The sequence below is a fragment of the Streptomyces sp. NPDC005576 genome (assembly GCF_042871745.1).
Classification (GTDB): Bacteria; Actinomycetota; Actinomycetes; order Streptomycetales; family Streptomycetaceae; genus Streptomyces.
Map to the genome: position 1 here is coordinate 175691 of NZ_JBIAJC010000002.1, position 19129 is coordinate 194819.

General features: G+C 73.3%; 15 protein-coding genes and 1 pseudogene. 8 read left to right on the plus strand and 8 right to left on the minus strand.

Annotated elements, in window-relative coordinates:
• Positions 1-107 precede the first annotated feature (107 nt).
• Positions 108-959 (minus strand): alpha/beta fold hydrolase, encoded by an 852-nt coding sequence (locus ACFYPN_RS04105; RefSeq protein WP_389296638.1) that lies wholly within the window; start codon positions 957-959, stop codon positions 108-110.
• A 130-nt stretch (positions 960-1089) separates the two neighbouring features.
• A complete protein-coding gene (locus ACFYPN_RS04110) occupies positions 1090-3180 on the minus strand; it encodes a DEAD/DEAH box helicase (RefSeq protein WP_389296639.1) in 2091 nt (696 codons plus the stop codon).
• A 476-nt stretch (positions 3181-3656) separates the two neighbouring features.
• Here ACFYPN_RS04110 and ACFYPN_RS04115 point away from each other — a divergent pair, with 476 nt between their 5' ends.
• On the plus strand, positions 3657-4403 hold the full coding sequence (locus ACFYPN_RS04115) for a ferritin-like fold-containing protein (RefSeq protein WP_358762346.1): 747 nt from the start codon (positions 3657-3659) through the stop codon (positions 4401-4403).
• Positions 4404-4501: 98 nt separating this feature from the next.
• Here ACFYPN_RS04115 and ACFYPN_RS04120 read toward each other — a convergent pair whose 3' ends face one another.
• The 4 genes from ACFYPN_RS04120 to ACFYPN_RS04135 all read right to left on the minus strand — a co-directional run bounded on the left by ACFYPN_RS04120 (position 4502) and on the right by ACFYPN_RS04135 (position 6689).
• Positions 4502-4777 carry a hypothetical protein gene (locus ACFYPN_RS04120; RefSeq protein WP_358762344.1) on the minus strand — a complete coding sequence of 92 codons (276 nt, stop codon included), beginning with the start codon at positions 4775-4777 and terminating at the stop codon, positions 4502-4504.
• Between the two features lie 370 nt (positions 4778-5147).
• A complete protein-coding gene (locus tag ACFYPN_RS04125) occupies positions 5148-5375 on the minus strand; it encodes a DUF3107 domain-containing protein (protein ID WP_358762342.1) in 228 nt (75 codons plus the stop codon).
• Between the two features lie 123 nt (positions 5376-5498).
• Positions 5499-6134, minus strand: a complete 636-nt coding sequence (locus tag ACFYPN_RS04130; RefSeq protein ID WP_266708815.1) for a TetR/AcrR family transcriptional regulator — start codon at positions 6132-6134, stop codon at positions 5499-5501.
• 339 nt (positions 6135-6473) lie between these two features.
• Positions 6474-6689, minus strand: a complete 216-nt coding sequence (locus ACFYPN_RS04135) for a hypothetical protein (protein WP_358762340.1) — start codon at positions 6687-6689, stop codon at positions 6474-6476.
• A gap of 114 nt (positions 6690-6803) precedes the next feature.
• Here ACFYPN_RS04135 and ACFYPN_RS04140 point away from each other — a divergent pair, with 114 nt between their 5' ends.
• From ACFYPN_RS04140 to moeZ, 7 genes and pseudogenes are all read left to right on the plus strand, one after another.
• Complete coding sequence (locus ACFYPN_RS04140; RefSeq protein ID WP_358762338.1) at positions 6804-7769, plus strand: alpha/beta hydrolase; 966 nt, start codon at positions 6804-6806, stop codon at positions 7767-7769.
• 8 nt (positions 7770-7777) lie between these two features.
• A complete protein-coding gene (locus ACFYPN_RS04145; RefSeq protein WP_389296640.1) occupies positions 7778-9259 on the plus strand; it encodes a DUF3152 domain-containing protein in 1482 nt (493 codons plus the stop codon).
• Positions 9260-9409: 150 nt separating this feature from the next.
• Positions 9410-9623: pseudogene (locus ACFYPN_RS04150) on the plus strand (ABC transporter ATP-binding protein); the annotation flags it as partial.
• Between the two features lie 191 nt (positions 9624-9814).
• The gene (locus ACFYPN_RS04155; RefSeq protein ID WP_389296641.1) at positions 9815-11098 is read left to right on the plus strand and encodes a DUF3492 domain-containing protein; all 1284 of its coding nucleotides are present in this window, start codon (positions 9815-9817) and stop codon (positions 11096-11098) included.
• Positions 11099-11387: 289 nt separating this feature from the next.
• Positions 11388-12353: an NAD-dependent epimerase/dehydratase family protein gene (locus tag ACFYPN_RS04160; protein ID WP_358762172.1), complete on the plus strand. Its 966-nt coding sequence runs from the start codon at positions 11388-11390 to the stop codon at positions 12351-12353.
• Positions 12341-13174 (plus strand): spherulation-specific family 4 protein, encoded by an 834-nt coding sequence (locus ACFYPN_RS04165; RefSeq protein WP_358762174.1) that lies wholly within the window; start codon positions 12341-12343, stop codon positions 13172-13174. The genes ACFYPN_RS04160 and ACFYPN_RS04165 overlap by 13 nt, the downstream gene beginning before the upstream one ends.
• 85 nt (positions 13175-13259) lie before the next feature.
• The gene (gene moeZ / locus ACFYPN_RS04170; RefSeq protein ID WP_358762176.1) at positions 13260-14438 is read left to right on the plus strand and encodes an adenylyltransferase/sulfurtransferase MoeZ; all 1179 of its coding nucleotides are present in this window, start codon (positions 13260-13262) and stop codon (positions 14436-14438) included.
• Positions 14439-14564: 126 nt separating this feature from the next.
• On the opposite strand, the gene ACFYPN_RS04175 is transcribed toward moeZ, so the two are convergent.
• Together ACFYPN_RS04175 and ACFYPN_RS04180 are read right to left on the minus strand one after the other, a co-directional pair.
• Complete coding sequence (locus tag ACFYPN_RS04175) at positions 14565-16151, minus strand: alpha/beta hydrolase (protein ID WP_389296642.1); 1587 nt, start codon at positions 16149-16151, stop codon at positions 14565-14567.
• 120 nt (positions 16152-16271) lie between these two features.
• Positions 16272-19121 (minus strand): lysylphosphatidylglycerol synthase domain-containing protein, encoded by a 2850-nt coding sequence (locus ACFYPN_RS04180; RefSeq protein WP_358762180.1) that lies wholly within the window; start codon positions 19119-19121, stop codon positions 16272-16274.
• Between the last annotated feature and the right edge of the window lie 8 nt (positions 19122-19129).

The following is a 19129-nucleotide window of genomic DNA, read 5'->3' on the forward strand; positions in this document are numbered from 1 at the left end:
GGCGCTCCGGCCACGCCGCGAGCGCGCGTGCCCGGCCCCGCGACGCCGCGAGCCAACCCGTACCGGCCTGAGGACGGTCTCCGGCCCCCGCCCGGCCCGCCCGCGGCTCAGAGGCCGGACCAGAACGCCACCAGCGCCGCGGCCGTCTCCTCGGGGCGGGCGGTGTTGGGGGAGTGCTCGGCGCCCGCGATCGTGGTGCGGCGGGCGCCCAGACGGCGGGCCATCGCGGTGAGCAGGCCGACCGGCCACACGTCGTCGCGCTCCCCGGAGAGGACGTGGACGGGCAGGCCGGTGGCGGCCAGCTCGTCCACCCGGTCCGGCTCCACGGACAACTGGTGGCCGGTGGCGAGCAACTGCGCCGGGTCGTGTCGCAGCCACCGGCGGCGCAGATCCTCGCCGCCGCCGGTGTCGGCGTCCTCCGGCGGGTCCAGCGCCCGCATCGCCTCCCACACCTGCTCCATGGTCAGCGCGGAGAGCGCTTCGCCGAGCAGCTTCACCTTGTCCCGCTGCCCGGCGGAGATTTCCGCCGGGCCGGACGACATCAGTGTCAACGAGCGGAAGGGTGCGGGGTCCAGGAGGGCGGCCGCACGGGCGACCTGGCCGCCGAGCGAATGGCCGAGCAGGTGCGGGGCGGCGCCGTCACCGATGTCGAGCGCCTTCGCCTGCGCGAACACGTCCCGCGCCAACTCACCCTGCGCGTAGTCCTCCTGACGACCCGTGCCCGAGCTCTCGTACTGCCCCCGGCCGTCCACGGCGACGGCGCGGAAACCCGCGACGGCGAGGGGTTCGAGGAGGGCGACGAAGTCCTCCTTGCTCCCGGTGTAGCCGGGGAGCATCAGGACCGTCCCGCGCGTTTCCGTACGCGCCACGGCGTCCAGGGCGGCGAAGTCGCCGCGCGGGGTGTGCAGCACGCGGGCGCGGGCACAGGGGGGCGGGGTGAAGGTCGGCGGCCGGCTCATGGGACGAGGTTAAGGGCTGGTTCGCGCCCTCCCCGACCATCGGGGGACGGCCCCGGAAACGCCGGACGGCCCCGTCCCCCCGATGGTCGGGGAGCGGGGCCGTCCGGCGTGCTGCGGGTTGCCGCGAGTGTCAGCTCTCGGACGACACGGCGTCGGCGGTGGCCGGGCGCGTGCGGCGGCGACGGGTCCGGGCCGGGGCCTCTGACACCTCGCCCGTCACGCCCTCCGCCTCGGTGACCACGGAGGTCTCCGGCTTGACGGCGGCGCGGCGACGGCGCTTCGGCTTCTCCTCCACGGCGTCGGCGTCGGCGACCGGAGCGGCCTCGGCCTGCACGGCGGTCTTCGCCGCGGCGGCCTTGCGGGTCCGGGGCTTCGTCTCGGTCGCGCCGCCGGCCTTCGTCTCGGCGGCCGGCTTCGTGGCCGTACGGGGACGGCGGCGCGTCCGGCTGTCGGACTCGGGCTCCGAGGGCGGGGCGATCTGGAAGTCGACCTCGTCCGCGGCGGGCTTCACGATCCGGGCGCGGCGGCGCGGCTTCGTCGCGGCCTCGGCGGAGGCCTCACTGAAGCCCCCGGCGACGGCCACCGTCTGGAACTCCGGCTCGGCCGGAGCAGCGGCACGGGTGCGGCGGCGGCGTGCGGGCTTGGTGGCCTCGACGGCGGCCGGAGCCTCCGCGACGGCCACGGGGGCCTCCGCGACGGCCACCGGTGCGGGCGCCTCGACGACGGCCACCGGTGCGGGCGCCTCGACGACGGCCACGGCTGCCGCCTCGGCGGCGACGGCCTCCGCGACACCGACCCGGCCACGACGACGGCGGCGCGGGGTGCGCGACTCCGTCGTGCCGGCGTCCCCGGCCTCGTCCGGAGCGGGTACCGCTACGGCCTCGGTCGAGGGTGCGGGCACCGTGGCGGCGCCCTCCTCGCCGGTTCCGCCACGGGTGCGGCGGCGCTGGCGCGGGGTGCGCGCGGGGCGCTCCTCGCGCGTCTCACGGGCGGGGGCGGACGCGGCGGGCGCCTTGCGGCCACGGCCACCGGTCTCGCCGAGGTCTTCGAGCTCCTCCGCGCGCAGACCCGCGCGGGTCCGCTCGCTGCGCGGCAGTATGCCCTTCGTGCCCTCGGGAATGCCGAGGTCGGTGAAGAGGTGCGGAGAGGTGGAGTACGTCTCCGGCGGGTCCGGGAACTTCAGGTCCAGCGCCTTGTTGATCAGCTGCCAGCGCGGGATGTCGTCCCAGTCCACCAGCGTGACCGCGATCCCCTTGGCACCCGCGCGGCCGGTACGGCCGATGCGGTGCAGGTAGGTCTTCTCTTCCTCGGGGGACTGGTAGTTGATGACGTGGGTCACACCCTCGACATCGATACCGCGCGCCGCGACGTCGGTGCAGACGAGGACGTCGACCTTGCCGCTGCGGAAGGCGCGCAGCGCCTGCTCGCGGGCGCCCTGGCCGAGGTCGCCGTGGACCGCGCCGGAGGCGAAACCGCGCTTCTCCAGCTGCTCCGCGATGTCGGCGGCGGTGCGCTTGGTGCGACAGAAGATCATCGCCAGTCCCCGGCCGTCGGCCTGGAGGATGCGCGAGACCAGCTCGGGCTTGTCCATGTTGTGCGCCCGGTACACGAACTGGGTCGTGTTCTTGACCGTCGTGCCCTCGTCGTCGGGCGACGTGGCGTTGATGTGCGTGGGCTGCGACATGTAGCGGCGGGCGAGGCTGATCACGGCCCCGGGCATCGTCGCCGAGAAGAGCATGGTCTGGCGCTTCGCCGGCAGCATCGTGAGGATGCGCTCGACGTCGGGCAGGAAGCCCAGGTCCAGCATCTCGTCGGCCTCGTCGAGGACGAGGGCGCGGACGTGGGACAGGTCGAGCTTGCGCTGGCCCGCCAGGTCGAGCAGGCGGCCGGGGGTGCCGACGACGATGTCGACGCCCTTCTTCAGCGCCTCGACCTGGGGCTCGTACGCGCGGCCGCCGTAGATGGCCTGGACGCGGACGTTACGGACCTTGCCGGCGGTGAGCAGGTCGTTGGTGACCTGCTGGCAGAGCTCGCGCGTGGGGACGACGACGAGCGCCTGCGGCGCGTCGGTCAGCTTCTCGGGCGCCGCCCGGCCCGCCTCGACGTCGGCGGGGACCGTGACGATCTCCAGGAGCGGCAGACCGAAGCCCAGCGTCTTGCCGGTGCCGGTCTTCGCCTGGCCGATGACGTCGCTGCCGGAGAGCGCGACGGGGAGCGTCATCTCCTGGATCGGGAAGGGGGACAGGATGCCGACGGCTTCGAGGGCCTCGGCAGTCTCGGGGAGGATCCCGAGGTCGCGGAAGGTAGTCAGGGTGCTGCCTCTTCTGTGAGACGCGGACCGAGGCGAACGCTGGGGGTCGTACCGTGCCGGGGTTGGTCATCCGGCCCCGGGAGGGCGCGGGTGGCGCGGGACCACTGCCGTCGCTCGAGCGCTCGTGCCGCTGAGGGGGCCCCTCATCTGCGGTCGTACGGTGTGTACGACCCGCGCGGAGGGCTGTCGGGTCGGAGCCGATCGGGCCTCCGACCGGGCATCCTCATTCAAAGGGCGCGCCCCTGGCACACGAAAATGCTCAGTAGGCGCATTACCACTGTACCCCGGATTCGCGCATGTGTGTTGGGCGAATTCATCGGAACGGTGTGATCTCGGTGGTGGACCGGGCCCTTACCACCGGGGTGGTGCGGGCTATTGTGCGCTCCATGGAGACGCCTGACAACGCACCTCGCACACCCGACGAAGCCCCCGCCCCCACCGGCATCGCCGCCGGAAGCTGGTCGACGGCATCGGTCGATCCGCAGTACCGCGCCGCCGTGGTGGATCTGCTGGGCGCCCTCGCGTACGGGGAGCTGGCCGCCTTCGAGCGGCTCGCCGAGGACGCCAAACTCGCGCCGACCCTCGGGGACAAAGCGGCACTGGCGAAGATGGCCTCCGCGGAATTCCATCACTTCGAGCAGCTCACCGAGCGGCTCTCGGCCATCGGCGAGAACCCGACCGGGGCGATGGAGCCGTTCGGCAAGGCGCTGGACGACTTCCACCGCCAGACCGCTCCCTCCGACTGGCTGGAGGGGCTGGTCAAGGCGTACGTCGGCGATTCGATCGCCAGTGACTTCTACCGCGAGGTCGCCATCCGGCTCGACGCGGACACCCGGGAACTGGTGCTCGCCGTCCTGGACGACACCGGCCACGGCAACTTCGCGGTGGAGAAGGTGCGCGCCGCGATCGAGGCAGAGCCCCGCGTCGGCGGCCGGCTCGCCCTCTGGGCCCGGCGGCTGATGGGCGAGGCGCTCTCGCAGGCCCAGCGGGTGGTCGCCGACCGCGACGCCCTCTCGACGATGCTGGTGGGCGGTGTGGCGGACGGGTTCGACCTGGCCGAGGTCGGCCGGATGTTCTCCCGGATCACCGAGGCGCACACCAAGCGGATGGCCGCCCTGGGCCTCGCCGCCTGACGCCTGCCCGGCGCGTGGGCGGCGGCCCGTCCGGCCGCATCCGCCGCGGGGGTACGTTCCTGACGGGAGTACCGCGAGGAGAACCACCGCGGACGGGACTACCGGGTGGCCGCCGACCCCGTGATCCGGCGCCGGTCGCGCGGCCGGATCAGCAGCGAAAGCGTCACCGCGCCGACCACCAGCGCGCCGGCGACCGTGGCCGTGGCGTGTCCGGAGTACAGCACACCATCTGTCAGATACGCCCCGAACAGGGCTCCGAGTGCGCCGGTGGGATAGACGGCGCGGGCCGACGGGAGCCGGCCGGGCAGGACGTGGAGGGCTGCCCAGGACAGGGCGAGCCCGACCACGACGGAGCCGAAGGATTCCAAGATCACGGAGCATCACCTCGCGGAGTTCGTCGGTGCGTCCCCGCCGCCGCGGAGCGCCGGGGGAGGGCCGGTGGGCCCTGGCTGGACAGGTCCGGCGGATCTGGACGGGCCACGGCGTCCGGCGCGGCACGCCGCGTCCGATCGGCCTTGATCCGTAGGACGCTGCCTACGCCGTCCTACCCGTGACCTGCGTCACGCAACCCTTCCCCGGTCGGGGGAAACCTTTCGGCGGAGCGCTGTGTTCCGCAGCGGCGACCTGGGGCGGGGTGCGGAACGGGCCGCATGCCGCGTGGGGTACGGCGTGCTCCCCGGACATGCGGAACGGCCCGGCGGGACATCCCGCCGGGCCGTTCCGTAGTGCTGCGTGTGGAGCCGCCTACAGTGCGCCGAACCCGACACGCCGGGCAGTCGGCTCGCCGATCTCGACGTACGCGATCCGGTCGGCCGGCACGAGAACCTTGCGGCCCTTCTCGTCCGTGAGGCTGAGCAGCCGCGCCTTTCCGGTGAGCGCCTCGGCGACCGCGCTCTCGACGTCCTCGGCGGAAAGCCCGCTCTCCAGAACGATCTCGCGGGGCGTGTGCTGCACCCCGATCTTGACCTCCACGGCTATGTCCCTCCGACGGTCAGTCCCTGCGCGGTAGCCGCGCCGTACGCAGCCACATTAGCCCGGTGGACGGAGCGCCCACGGCCCGACCGGCCACGCCCGCAGCGAACACGCCCGGCGACGCTACTCCGTCCCGTGCAGCGGGAAGCCCGCGATGCCCCGCCAGGCGAGCGAGGTGAGCAGCTGCACCGCGGTGTCGCGCGGGATGCCGGAGGGGCTGGAGAGCCAGTAGCGGGCCACCACCTGTGCGACACCGCCCAGGCCGACGGCGAGCAGCATCGATTCGTCCTTGGACTGGCCCGTGTCGCCCGCGATGACGTCCGAGATCGCCTCGGCGCACTGGAGGGACACCCGGTCCACCCGCTCGCGCACGGCGGGCTCGTTGGTGAGGTCCGACTCGAAGACCAGGCGGAAGGCGCCGCCTTCGTCCTCCACGTACGCGAAATAGGCGTCCATGGTGGCCTCGACGCGCTGCTTGTTCTCCGTCGTCGACGCGAGGGCGGTACGCACCGCCTGGAGCAGCGACTCGCAGTGCTGGTCGAGGAGGGCGAGGTAGAGCTCCAGCTTCCCGGGGAAGTGCTGGTAGAGCACCGGCTTGCTGACGCCGGCCCGCTCGGCGATGTCGTCCATCGCTGCGGCGTGGTACCCCTGCGCGACGAACACCTCCTGGGCGGCGCCCAGCAGCTGGTTGCGTCGGGCGCGGCGGGGCAGGCGAGTGCCCCGCGGGCGCGCTGCCTCTGTCTGCTCGATGGCGCTCACGCCGCCTCCCAAATGTGTGATCCGACACGGTGTTCCGTGCTTGCCGCGCCGCATGCCCATCGTACTTTTGGGTAACCCGGGTGCGCGCGGCGCGGACGCAGAATTTCACGGACCGGACAACTCCGGTAGCCACCGGCCGACGTCACGTCCCCGGCCGGGCCGGGACGAAGCGGTCCTGAACTGTGTGTTTCATCGGTAATCGCCCCCCCGGAGCGACTTCCGGCCGTGGGCCGGCGCCGCCCGCCCCCGCGCAGCCGCTCCACTCCGCCACCGGCCACGAGCACGTGCCCGGTGGGGCACGGTCGTGGCCGGCGCCGAAGGCGGTGTCCGGCGGGCCACTCAGCGGTAGTCGTCCTCGTCCTCGGCGACCACCTTGGTCTGTTCCGCGACGTCGGCCTCGTCGGCTTCGTCGGTGTCGACCTCCGTCAGCGGCTCGTCGTCCTCCGGCCGGACCTCCGTCCGCTGCTCCGCGGCGTCCGCGGCGGGCGTCTCCAGGCCTGGCGGGTCCGGCTGCTCGTCCTCGAACGTCTCCGGGTCCCTCGGGTCGACCGTCATGGTGACTCCCTTCCGTCCGTCATCCGAAGCCTATGAGCTTGACTCCTGCCCCGCGATGCGGCCTGTGACCGCGAACACATGAATCAGCGCGTGATCGTCTCGTAACATTGCCGCATGTCTTCGACCGAGCTGCCGGGTGTCGAGGCCGCCGCCGCGGCGGTCGCCCCCACGGTCAGTGCCGTGCACGTCGCGTCCGGGGAGAGCCTGCGTACCGTCCCCCTGGCCGGACTGAGCCTGACCGTCCGTTCCCGCCCCGGCGCGCGCGCCGGGCTCCCTCCGGCGCTGTACGTCCACGGGCTGGGCGGTTCCTCGCAGAACTGGTCCGCCCTGATGCCGCTGCTGGCGGACGTGGTGGACGGCGAGGCGGTCGACCTGCCGGGCTTCGGCGACTCACCGCCGCCGGACGACGGCGCTTACTCGGTGACGGCCCACGCCCGGGCGGTGATCCGGCTGCTCGACGCGCAGCGGCGCGGACCGGTCCACCTCGTCGGCAATTCGCTGGGCGGCGCGGTCTCGACCCGGGTCGCGGCCGTCCGGCCCGACCTGGTGCGCACCCTCACCCTGATCTCGCCCGCGCTCCCGGAGATCCGCGTCCAGCGTCCGGCCGTGCCGACCGGACTGCTGGCGCTCCCCGGCGTCGCGGCCCTCTTCTCCCGGCTCAGCCGGGGCATGACGGCCGAGCAGCGCACCCGCGGAGTCATGGCACTCTGTTACGGCGATCCCGGGCGGATCACCGAAGAGGGATTCCGTCACGCGGTGGCCGAGATGGAACGGCGCTTGGAACTGCCGTACTTCTGGGACGCCATGGCACGTTCCGCCCGGGGGATCGTCGACGCGTACACGCTGGGCGGACAGCAGGGACTGTGGCGCCAGGCCGAGCGCGTGCTCGCGCCGACGCTTTTGGTGTACGGAGGACGGGACAGACTGGTTTCGTACCGGATGGCGCGCAGGGCCTCCGAGGCGTTCCGCGACTCGCGCCTCCTGTCACTGCCCGAGGCCGGGCACGTGGCGATGATGGAGTACCCGGAGACGGTCGCCCAGGCGGTCCGGGAATTGGTGGAAGACAACGGCGGGAGCTGATCCGGGGCGTGGGACGACACAGCCGAAGGGGCGCCGAGGCCACGGGCCCGGCGGGCGAAGCCGCACCGGCCCCGGCAGGTGCACCGGGGGCGGACTCCGGCAGCGGTCGCCGCAGGCGGGCGCCGGAAGGGCCGCCCGCCGGGCGCGACGGACAGCGGCCGCCCGAGGCGGCTGAGGAGACCCCGTTCCAGGGTGTCCCGCAGGTGCGCGGCGGCCACCCCGAACAGCGCGAACCGGGCGGCGGCTGGGGCACCGGTCCGCAGCCGCGCTACCCCCGCGGCGAGGTCCCACGGTCCCCGCGGCCCGTCGAACCGTCCCGCAGGCAGACACGTTCGGGCGAACTTCCGGCCGGAGCGCCCCGCGCCGGAGCCCCCCGTACGGCGGAACCTCGTACGGGCGACCTCCGCGCAAACGGCCGGGGCACGGCTCCCGTCGGCCGGTCGGTGACGCGGCCCGCTCCCGGCGGCACGCCGCTGATACCCGGTCCGCGGCCCGAGTTCGTGGACGCCTTCGACGCGCCGTCGGTGGGACTGCCGGTGCGGCACGTCCCGTCGAGGGTGGCCGTGCCCGCCGTGGCGGAGGAATCCCCCGGTGCTCAGGACCGGCGCGGTGGCGGGGCGGAAGGCGGCCCGGACGGCGGGGCGGGCGACGGCTCCGGCGGGGCGGACCTCTCCCCCGGCACGGGCGGCCGGGGCGGCAGGGCACGGACGTTCACCGGTATCGCGGCGGCGGCGGTGACCACGGTGCTCGCCGTCGTGGTGGCCGGGCAGGTGGCCCAGGGGCACGGCGACGACTCCCCGCAGGCGTCCGGGACCCGGCAGAGCGGGCAGGGAGCGTCGCGCTCCGACGCGCGCCCCACCCCCGCGACGCCCGTACCGCTGAAGGCACTGACGTACGACGAGAGGATGGCCACGCCCTACCCGCTCGCCGCCGATCTGGCGGGCAACGGGAAGTTCGAGGTCGTCCCGGGCACGGCGAAGGCGCCCGGCACCGGGCACAAGTACCGCTACCGCATCGACGTGGAGGAAGGGCTGGGTCTCGATCCGGCCCTCTTCGCCGAGGCCGTGCAGAAGACCCTCAACGACGACCGCAGTTGGGCGCACCACGGGGACATGACGTTCGAGCGGGTCTCCACGGGCGCGCCCGACTTCGTCATCACCCTGGCCAGTCCCGGTACCACCGGGGTCTGGTGTGAGAAGTCCGGTCTGGACACCACCGAGGACAACGTCTCCTGCGACTCCGCGTCCACCGAGCGCGTCATGATCAACGCCTTCCGCTGGGCCCAGGGATCGGCCACCTTCGGCCCCGACAAGCTCCTGCCCTACCGGCAGATGCTCATCAACCACGAGGTCGGACACCGGCTCGGGCACAACCACGTGAGCTGCCGTACCCCGGGCGCGCAGGCACCCGTGATGCAGCAGCAGACGAAGTCGCTCGACATCGACGGGATCTCCTGCAAGCCCAACCCGTGGGTCTACCCCGTCAGTTGATCCGGCACATCCACAGGGTGATACGGCCGTCCAGTGCCACGACCGGCGATAGTTTCGCGTGGGGCAAGTGGATGAGCGGTTCATTGCCTGCCCGGTCGCGTGCGGGCCGCCGTGCGCACCCCTCCCCGGCGCCTCCCGCGCGACCCTCGGATCGCGCCCCCGGCTGGAGTGATCCGTGAGGTCGGCGACCGGGTCGCGGTGATGCGCCGCGGCAGGATCGTCGAACAGGGTGCCGTCGACGGGGTGTACGGCGCCCCGTGCGCCCCGCGCCCCGTGCACCCGGCAGCTCCTGGCGGCCGTGCCCGCCCTCGATCCGGAGGTGGCGGCGGCCCGGCGGGCGGCGCGCGAGGAGCTCGCCGCGGCCCGCCGGGGGCCTCTCCCGGGGGCCGTTTCGCGGCGAAACGCGCGGAGGCCGGGAAAGTTACGCCGGTTCACCCCTTCTGGTGGCGTGACGGACAACCGTCCGTCGTACCCCCGGCGTATCCGCTTACGGTCGTCCCGACGCTGGTCACCGGCCAACGGTGGCCACCCACATGGGAGATCGGGGGTGTACTCGTGCGTATCGGCCTGCTCACCGATGGTGGCTATCCGCATGCGGACGGTGAGTCCGGACTGTGGTGCGACCGCTTGGTACGCGGTCTTCCCCAGCACGAGTTCGACCTCTACGCGCTGAGCCGCTCCGCCCGCCAGGAGAAGCTCGGGTGGGTGAGCCTGCCGCCGCAGGTGGGGCGGGTACGGACCGCGCCGCTCTGGAGCGCCCCGCCCCCGACCCCGACCCCGCCCCCGGCCACGGACGGGGGCGGGCACCATCGCGAGCTCCGCGCACGCGCCGTCGATCCGCTGGAGATCGCCGCAGGTCCGGAGGTGCACGGGATCACCGACCGGGCCGCCGCCCGCTACCGCCACCGGGACGTCTTCTCGTCGGCCGAGGAGCTCTATGCCCGGGTCCCCCGGACGGTCACCGGGCCGGGCCGGGTGCCGGTGGCCGTCCGGGGGACGCCCGACGATCCCGACCACCGTGCCGCCTGGACCCTGCACGCCCTGCTGCCCGGGGCCGCCTGCCTCGCCACGGTCGGGGTGCTCCGGCTGACGGAGGGGGCGCTCGGTACCGGCGCGCGGAACGCCTTGACGGCGGCCGGCGCTCTGCTGGTCTTCCTCACGCTCCGGTCCGCCGTGGCCACCGGCCCGTTGCGCGCCCCGGCGGGCTCCGGCCGGACCGCGCTCTACACCTGCTGGCTCCTCGGCTACGCGGTGTACGGGGAGGAGTTGCTCGCCCAGGTCCTCAGCGGCGGCCCGGACGGCCACTGGCCCGGTACCCCGGCCCCGCTCCTCGGCCTCTCCCTCGCCGTGGTCCCCGCCACCCGGTGCGCGCACTTCTTCGCCGTGCACGCCCGTCGCAGACTCGCCGCCGGCCGGAGGCTGGAGGAGTTCGGCGCGGGGGGGAGACCCGTGCTGCTGACGAGCGCCGCGCTCTTCCTCGCCGCTCTCCTGCCGCTCATGCTCCTCGCCGACCTGGGGTACGGCGGCCACGGCGTACCGCTCTCCGCCTACGCCCTCGGGCTGCTGCTCTTCCTCGCCCGGCTGGAGACGGCGCACGGCCTGCCCGCTCCCGCCGTCACCGCGCTGGCCGCTGCCTGCGCGGTCGAGGCGGCGGCCCCCGTCCTCGTGCTGGGCGGTCGGCTGCCCGGCCTCGACCTGCTGGCCCGGCCCGTCGACGTGCTCGTCGCGGCCGCCGGTACCGGCGCCGTGCCCGCCCTGGCCTGCGGCGGGGCCGCTCTCGGGCTGCTGGCGCACGCAGCCGTCGCGCTCTCCCGCGCCTCCGCCCACCACCCGCACTGACCCGACGCGCCCCGACCCCGACGCGCACCGACCGGCCCACGCGGCCGACCCCGCGCACACCGGGCGCCACGGGCGCCACATCGCACCACCCCGTGCAGGCCGCACCGCCCCATGCCAGCCCGTACTACCCCGCTCGACCCCGTACCAGCCCGTACCTACCTCGCAGACCCGCGGAGCCGACGCCGCGGGTCGCCCACACCGCACACGCCTTCCCCATCAAGGAGTAACCGGACATGACCCGCCGACCCGCCGCACCGGCCACCCGCCGTCGGCACCCAGGGAGCGCACGATGAGGGTTCTGCTGCTCGGCGCCAATGGATTCCTCGGCCGCTTCGTCGCGGACCGCCTGCTGGCCGACCCGGCCGTCCACCTGACGGCCCTCGGCCGGGGCGACGACGCCGACGTACGGTTCGACCTCGCGGGCGGCAGCCCCGGGGCGCTCACCCGCTTCCTGGACGCCGTCCACCCAGGGGTCGTCGTCAACTGCGCCGGGGCCACCCGGGGCCAGGCCCGCGAGCTGACCCGGCACAACACCGTCGCGGTCGCCACCGTCTGCGAGGCGCTGCGCCGCAGCGGCTGCGGGGCGCGGCTCGTCCAGGTCGGCTGCGCCTCGGAGTACGGTCCCTCGCAGCCCGGGTCCTCCACCGCGGAGGACGCCGTACCGCGCCCCGGCGGTCCGTACGGCGTCAGCAAGCTCGCCGCGACCGAACTCGTCCTCGGTTCCGGCCTCGACGCCGTCGTGCTGCGGGTCTTCTCGCCGGTCGGCCCCGGCACCCCGGCCGGCTCCCCGCTCGGCCGGCTCGCCGAGGCGATGCGCCGCGCGATGCAGTCCGGCGACGGCGAGCTGAAACTCAGCGGCCTCGGGGTGCAGCGCGACTTCGTGGACGTACGGGACGTGGCGCGTGCGGTGCACGCGGCCTCGCTCTCCGCCGCCCAGGGTGTCGTCAACATCGGGACCGGCCGGGCCGTCCGGCTCCGCGACGCCGCGGCGGTCCTCGCCCGGGTCTCCGGCTTCGCCGGTGTGCTGCACGAGTTGGAGGTGCCGCCCCACCGCATCCCGATCGGCGCCCAGCGCACCTCCGGCGAGTCGGTGATGGACCACCTCGCGGCCACCCCGTCGCCGTACCCGGACGGGTGCGGCGCCTGGCAGCAGGCCGATGTGCGTACCGCCCGCGACCGACTGGGCTGGCGCGCCCGGATCAACCTGGAGGAGTCCCTGGCCGACATCTGGATGGAGGCGGCGTGCCGCATCTGACCGGCACCGGAACGGCTCGCCGGACGAGCGGGGACGAGCCGATGGGGTTCGGTGTGCCGGGGTACGCCCATCCGCTGCTCGCTCCCACCGAGTGGGCGGAACTTACCCGCCCCGGCACGCCGTTGCACTGGGCGGTCCTCAACATCGCGGACGGGCCGGGCACCCGGCCCGATCCGCACTGCCTGGAAGCCGCCGGAAAGCTGTACGACGCCCGGGAGCGCGCCCTTCAGGGGTGCGCCCCCGGCGCCCCCGCCCCGGGCGGCCGGCTGCTGGGACACCTCGATCTGGTGCACGGGGCACGGCCGTTCGGCGATCTGGTCGTGGACGCCCAGCGGTTCCTGGACTGGTACCGGGTCGGCGGCTTCTACCTCGGCCGCTGCCCCACCGAGCGGGCCGGCCTCCCGGCGGTCCGGCGGCTCACCGCCACCCTGCGCGAACTCGTCGCGCAGAGCGAGGCGGTCCGGGGGTGCACGGACGGCGACGGTGGCCGGATCGTGCTGGGGCTCGGCACCCATCCCTACCCCGGTTACGCCGAGGCCGCCGACCAACTCGTCACCTTCCGGGGGGCCTGGCCCGACTACCGCTGGTCGCAGGTGGCCCAGTGGACCGCCGAGTACCCGCCCGAACGGTTCGCGCACTTCGTCCACGGCGTCCCCCGTACCCATCTGGACGAGGCGATGCGCATCGCGCGCTGGCAGGGCGCCGGCACGATCTTCTTCACCGACCGCGACGGCCGCAGCAGACAAACCGACCCATTCGCGGCACTGCCCGGCTACTGGGACGAAATCGTCTCGCGGATCGGACCGGGTATCTCGGAATGAGCGGGGGCGTGACAGTGTTACCGGGAGAACAACCGTACGCACGTGAAGTACGTATAAACCGACCACCTGCATTGTTGAGGTTCCTGTGTCGCTGCCACCCTTGGTCGAGCCGGCTGCCGAGCTCACCGTCGATGAGGTCCGCAGGTACTCCCGCCACCTGATCATCCCGGATGTCGGGATGGACGGACAGAAGCGGCTGAAGAACGCGAAGGTGCTCTGTGTGGGCGCGGGCGGCCTCGGCTCGCCGGCCCTGATGTACCTGGCCGCCGCCGGTGTCGGCACGCTCGGCATCGTGGAGTTCGACGAGGTGGACGAGTCGAACCTGCAGCGCCAGATCATCCACAGCCAGGCCGACATCGGCCGCTCCAAGGCCCAGTCGGCCAAGGACTCGGTGCTGGGCATCAACCCGTACGTGAACGTGATCCTGCACGAGGAGCGGCTCGAAGCCGACAACGTGCTGGAGATCTTCGCCCAGTACGACCTGATCGTGGACGGCACGGACAACTTCGCCACCCGCTATCTCGTCAACGACGCGGCCGTACTGCTGAACAAGCCGTACGTCTGGGGCTCCATCTACCGGTTCGACGGACAGGCGTCCGTCTTCTGGTCCGAGCACGGCCCCTGCTACCGCTGCCTCTACCCGGAGCCGCCCCCGCCGGGCATGGTTCCCTCCTGCGCCGAGGGCGGGGTGCTGGGCGTGCTCTGCGCGTCCATCGGCTCCATCCAGGTCACCGAGGCCATCAAGCTGCTCGCCGGTGTCGGCGACCCGCTCGTCGGCCGGCTGATGATCTACGACGCGCTGGAGATGCAGTACCGCCAGGTCAAGGTCCGTAAGGACCCGGACTGCGCGGTCTGCGGCGAGAACCCGACCGTCACCGAACTCATCGACTACGAGGCCTTCTGCGGCGTCGTGTCCGAGGAGGCGCAGGAGGCGGCGCTCGGTTCCACGATCACTCCCAAGCAGCTCAAGGAGTGGATCGACGCCGACGAGAAGATCGAGATCATCGACGTCCGCGAGCCGAACGAGTACGAGATCGTCTCGATCCCGGGCGCCAAGCTGATCCCGAAGAACGAGTTCCTGATGGGCAACGCCCTCCAGGGCCTGCCGCAGGACAAGCGCATCGTCCTGCACTGCAAGACCGGTGTCCGCAGCGCCGAGGTCCTCGCGGTCCTCAAGTCGGCGGGCTTCGCCGACGCGGTGCACGTGGGCGGCGGCGTCATCGGCTGGGTCAACCAGATCGAGCCGTCGAAGCCGGTCTACTAGAGGCTTCCCCGCAGGCCAGGGTTTTCCCGGGAGGGGCCGCAGCACGGGTTTCCGTGCTGCGGCCCCTCCCGGTGCGCTCCGTGACATTCCCGTGCGCTCCCGCGCGTTCTCGTGCTTTCGTACGGGTCAGGACGAGCAGGTCGAGCCGTCCGCGGGGACCTTCCCGTCCAGGAAGTAGGAGTCCGTCCGCGCGGTCACGCAGGTGCCGTTGCCGTAGGAGCCGTGTCCCTCGCCCTTGTTGGTGAGCAGTACGCCGACATCCTTGCCGAGCTCGTCCGCCATCCGCGGCGCCCCTTCGTACGGGGTCGCCGGGTCCCCGGTCGTCCCGATCACCAGGATCGGCGCCGCACCCGGGGCGCTCGCCTCCGGGGTGTCGTGCTCCCCGGTCACCGGCCAGTTCGCGCACCAGCCCGCGGTGTCCCAGGCCAGGAACGCGCCGAAGACCGGGGAGAGCTTCCGGAACTCGGGCAGCAGCGCCCGCGCGTCGTCGACGGTCGGACGCGCGCTGCTGTCCGCGCAGGAGATGGCCCGCTGCGACTGCGCCATCGTGCCGTAGTGCCCGTTCTCGTCACGGTCGTTGTACGAGTCGGCCAGCGCCAGCAGCGTGTTCCCGGTGCCGTTGTCCTCCGCCTCGTCGAGCGCCTGCGTCAGCAGGGGCCAGTCGCTCTGCGAGTAGAGGGGGGTCACGATGCCGATGACGGCGAGCGACTCGCTGAGCATGCGGCCGGAATCGGTCGGCAGCGGGTTCTTGTCCAGTTTCGCGAGCAGCCGGGCGATGCGCGCGCTCCCCGCCTCCAGGTCCTCGCCCCGGTCCTCGAGGTAGTTCCCCAGTGCGCGCTGGAAGCCCTCCGCCTGGTTCCGGGCATGTCCGACGGTGTCCGCCGTGGGGTCCACCACGGCGTCCAGCACCCCCCGGCCGACGTGTCCGGGGAAGAGGTGGGCGTACGTGCCGCCCAGCTCGGTGCCGTACGACATGCCGAAGTAGTACAGCTTCTGGTCGCCGAGCACCTGGCGGATCAGGTCCATGTCGCGGGCGGTGTTGGTGGTCGTCAGGAACGGCAGGACCTTGCCGGAGTTCTTCTCGCAGGCGGCGCCGATCTCCGCACCGTCCTTCATGAAGGCCGCCTCCTCCGCCGGTGTGTCCGGGGTCAGGTCGACGCGCTTCAGGGACGCTTCGGTCTCACCGTCACCGCGGCATTCCACCCCCTCGCTGGCGGCGACCCCGCGAGGGTCGAAACTCACCAGGTCGTACCGGGAGTTGAGCCTGCCGTAATCACCGGCGGCCAGCGGCAGGGTGCCCACCCCGGAGCCACCCGGGCCTCCGAAGTTGAAGAGCAGCGAGCCGATCCGCTCCCTGGTGGAGGTCGCCCGACGCTTGATCAGCGCGATGCCGATCGTGTCCCCGTCCGGCTTCCGGTAGTCCAGCGGCACCTGGACGGTGGCGCAGCGCCAGGAGCCGCCGGGTGCCTTACCGCCCTCGGGGGCCGCGCACTTCTTCCAGTCGGGCCTCTGCGAGGTGAGCGCGGCCGGCAGCGCGGTGGGTCCGGGCGCCGCGGTCGCCGGTGCGGAGGGGGCCCGGCTCGGGGTGGCCCCGCCGCTGTCGCCCGTCGCGTCGTCCTTCGTGGCGCCGTCGCAGCCCGCCAGCGCGACCGCGGCGAGCAGCGCCGCGGTCGCCAGGGCCGTGACGCGGTGGGCGCGCGTGTGCGTGTGCATCGTGTCGTCGTCCTCCCCGATGCCGGGGCGGTGCGGCCCCGGCCCGACATGTGTGCGGCCACGGTAGTTGAGCCGTGGCCGCACCCGCCCCGAGAGCCCCGCGCGGGGGCGGGAGAACGGCTACAACTGGCCCCTGCGCGTCAGCTGGCTGAAGCAGATCCAGCCGGGCAGGACCGGCAGCCAGAGCGTCATCACGCGGTAGAGCAGCACCGCCGGCGCCGCCACCTCCTTGGGCAGTCCGACGGCGATGAGACCGAGGGTCAGCGCCCCCTCCACCGCGCCCATGCCGCCCGGGGTGGGCGCCGCGGAGCCCAGGGCGTTGCCCGCGAGGAAGACCACCGCGATGCTCGCGTACGACAGCTGCGGCACGTCCGGCCCGCTGAACGCCCGGATGGACGCGTCCAGGCAGAGCACGAACAACCCCGTCAGCAGCACCATGCCGCCGATGCCGGTGGCCAGCTTCTGCGGACGCTGCACCACGTCCAGCATGCGCGGCACGACCCCCGCGAACAGCGACCGCACCCGCGTCACCACGAACTTCCGCAGGAACGGGATCGCCGTCACCACCAGCACCAGCACCGCGACCGTGAGCAGCCCGGCGATGACCGTACGGGACGGGGTCAGCGAGTCCGGCGTCTTCTCCGTACCCGTCAGATAACCGAACAGGGCCAGCAGCAGGATGTGGCAGCCCAGCCCGAACAGCTGGGAGGCGCCCACACTCGCGACCGCGAGGCCGGGCCGCACCCCCTGGCGCTGGAGGAAGCGGGTGTTCAGCGCCACCCCGCCGACCGCGGCCGGAGCGACGATCTTCACGAACGATCCGGCCACCTGCGCCAGTACCGTGCGCCGGAACGGCACCCGCTCGGGCACAAAGCCCAGCAGGCTCATCGCCGCCGCCACGTAACTCAGCGCCGAGAAGCCCAGCGCCGCCGCCACCCAGCCCCACTCGGCCTGCTCCACGACCGTGCCGAAGTCGGCCTGGGTGATCTGCGAGATCACGAAGTACGCGGCGATGGATCCGGCGATGAAGCTCAGCAGGGTGCGCGGCTTGATGCGCTCCAGGCGGACCGGTTCGACCGGGGCCTGCGGACGGATCAGCAGGACCTGACGGCGGATCTGCGTGAGCAGGTCCTCCTCGCGGGCCTCCTCCCGTGCGTCGTCCAGAGCCCGTTTCTCGGCCTGCTTCTCCGTACGCTGCGACTTCCGCTCCGTCTTCCGGTCCGAGGGAGACGCCATCGTGGAGGAGACCGACTCCGCCCGTTCCCGGCGTGCCGCGTCCGAAGCCTCCAGCGCCGCCTCACGGTCCCGCTGCGCCCGCTCGCGGGCGAGCCGGCGCAGGGTCGCCCGGGTCGAGCGGGTCAGCGCGATCGGCTGGAGCAGCGGCAGACAGCCCGCCACCGCGTCGGGCCCCAGCACGGCGAGCGCCCCGGCCACCGACCGCTCGGCCCCCACCCGCAGACCGAGCGTGGTCAGGAACTGGGCCACGTCCATCCGCAGGACGAGGTCGCCGGCCGCGATCTCGCCGCCGCGCAGATCGGTGACGTACACGGTGCCCGAGGCGTCCACCAGGATCGAGTCCCCCGCGAGCCTGCGGTGCGCGATCCGCCGAGACTGCAGCGACCGCACCTGTTCCCAGGCGCCGCGCACCAGCTCGTCGGTGATCTCCGCGTCCTCCAACGAGTCCAGCGACCGCCCGCCGATGTGCTGGTAGACCAGCATCACGGCGTCCGGACCCAGCTCGGAGGTGGCGATCAGCTTCGGCGCGTTCGCCCCCGCCGCGATGGCCGCGTACGCGAGCAGCGCCTCCTGCTCCAGGGCTTGGCGCAGCGACTGGATGGAACGCCGCTGGGTGATGCTGCGCAGGGTGAGCCGCCGCCAGGCCCGGTAGAAGAACCCCTGGGCCTGCTGTTCCCGGTCCACCACCGTCACGTCGAGCGGCGGGCCGTCCTCCAGGGTGACCAGATAGCGCCGCCCCCGGTCCTGTCGGTCCGGGTTCTCGGGCGCCTCGTCGGCGCGCAGCGCGGCGACCGGCCGGAAACCGACGTGCCGGAGCCCGGCCATCAGGTGCTGGCCGGTGGGCCGGACGTTCGGGGAGCCGACTCCGTACAGCGTCCCGTACGCGACGGTCCAGCCGATCAGTACGGTGAGGATGATCGAGAACGGTGTGGTGTAACCGCCCACCAGCATGGCGAACGCGTCGAGCAGCAGCACCACCCAGAGCACGACCCGCCAGCGGGGGCGTCGCGCCATGCCCACCGCCGTCATGTACGCGATGACGGGCGCGAGGTAGCCGTGCACCGGGTCGGTGAGTGCGTGTCCGGGCTGCGGCTGGGTCAGCGCGTCCTGGATGGAGCCGGGGGCGGACCGGGAGACCCAGAGATCGGTGGCGAGCGTCACCCCGTGCGCGAGCACGGCGGCCAGCACCCCGTCCGCGATGCGCAGACCGTCGCGTTTGATCAGACGCTCGATGGCGAAGGCGACCGGGACGAGCAGCACCGCGATGCTCGACACCAGCCCGGCGATTTTGATCAGGAGGTCGGGCGCCTGCTCGGTGCCCCGGGAGATGTCGTCCTCCAGGCCCGTCGTGGTGCCCTGCGCGAAGGCGGCGACCGCCAGCAGCACCGCGATGGCGAGCACGCCGACGAGCAGCCGCATCAGGTCGGACGGGCGGTGCACCCGGGCTGCGAGCAGCGGCTCGTCGCCCGAGACACGCCCGCTGGGCCCGTCGCCGGTGCCCGCCCGGGTCGAACCGGTCAGCCGCGGGGGGCCGGGAGCCTCCCCGGGTGCGCCGGGCGCCTCGCCGGAGCTCCTGGCGTCTGCGGCGCCTGAGGCGTCAGCGGCGTTTCCGACGTGTTCGGGCTCTCCGGTACGGGCGGGCCCGGCGGGGTCACCGGCGGGTTCCGGCGCGGAGCCGGAACCACCTGGCTGCGAGTCGGCATCGGAGGCGTCCGCCGCCCTGGATGGCTGCACGCCCTGCT

Excerpts from the sequence above, each read along its gene's own strand:
- ACFYPN_RS04105 (WP_389296638.1), bottom strand. The coding sequence starts at position 959 with ATGAGCCGGCCGCCGACCTTCACCCCGCCCCCCTGTGCCCGCGCCCGC.
- ACFYPN_RS04110 (WP_389296639.1), bottom strand. The coding sequence starts at position 3,180 with ATGACGCTCCCCGTCGCGCTCTCCGGCAGCGACGTCATCGGCCAGGCG.
- ACFYPN_RS04115 (WP_358762346.1), top strand. The coding sequence starts at position 3,657 with ATGGAGACGCCTGACAACGCACCTCGCACACCCGACGAAGCCCCCGCC.
- ACFYPN_RS04135 (WP_358762340.1), bottom strand. The coding sequence starts at position 6,689 with ATGACGGTCGACCCGAGGGACCCGGAGACGTTCGAGGACGAGCAGCCG.
- ACFYPN_RS04140 (WP_358762338.1), top strand. The coding sequence starts at position 6,804 with ATGTCTTCGACCGAGCTGCCGGGTGTCGAGGCCGCCGCCGCGGCGGTC.
- ACFYPN_RS04160 (WP_358762172.1), top strand. The coding sequence starts at position 11,388 with ATGAGGGTTCTGCTGCTCGGCGCCAATGGATTCCTCGGCCGCTTCGTC.
- ACFYPN_RS04175 (WP_389296642.1), bottom strand. The coding sequence starts at position 16,151 with ATGCACACGCACACGCGCGCCCACCGCGTCACGGCCCTGGCGACCGCG.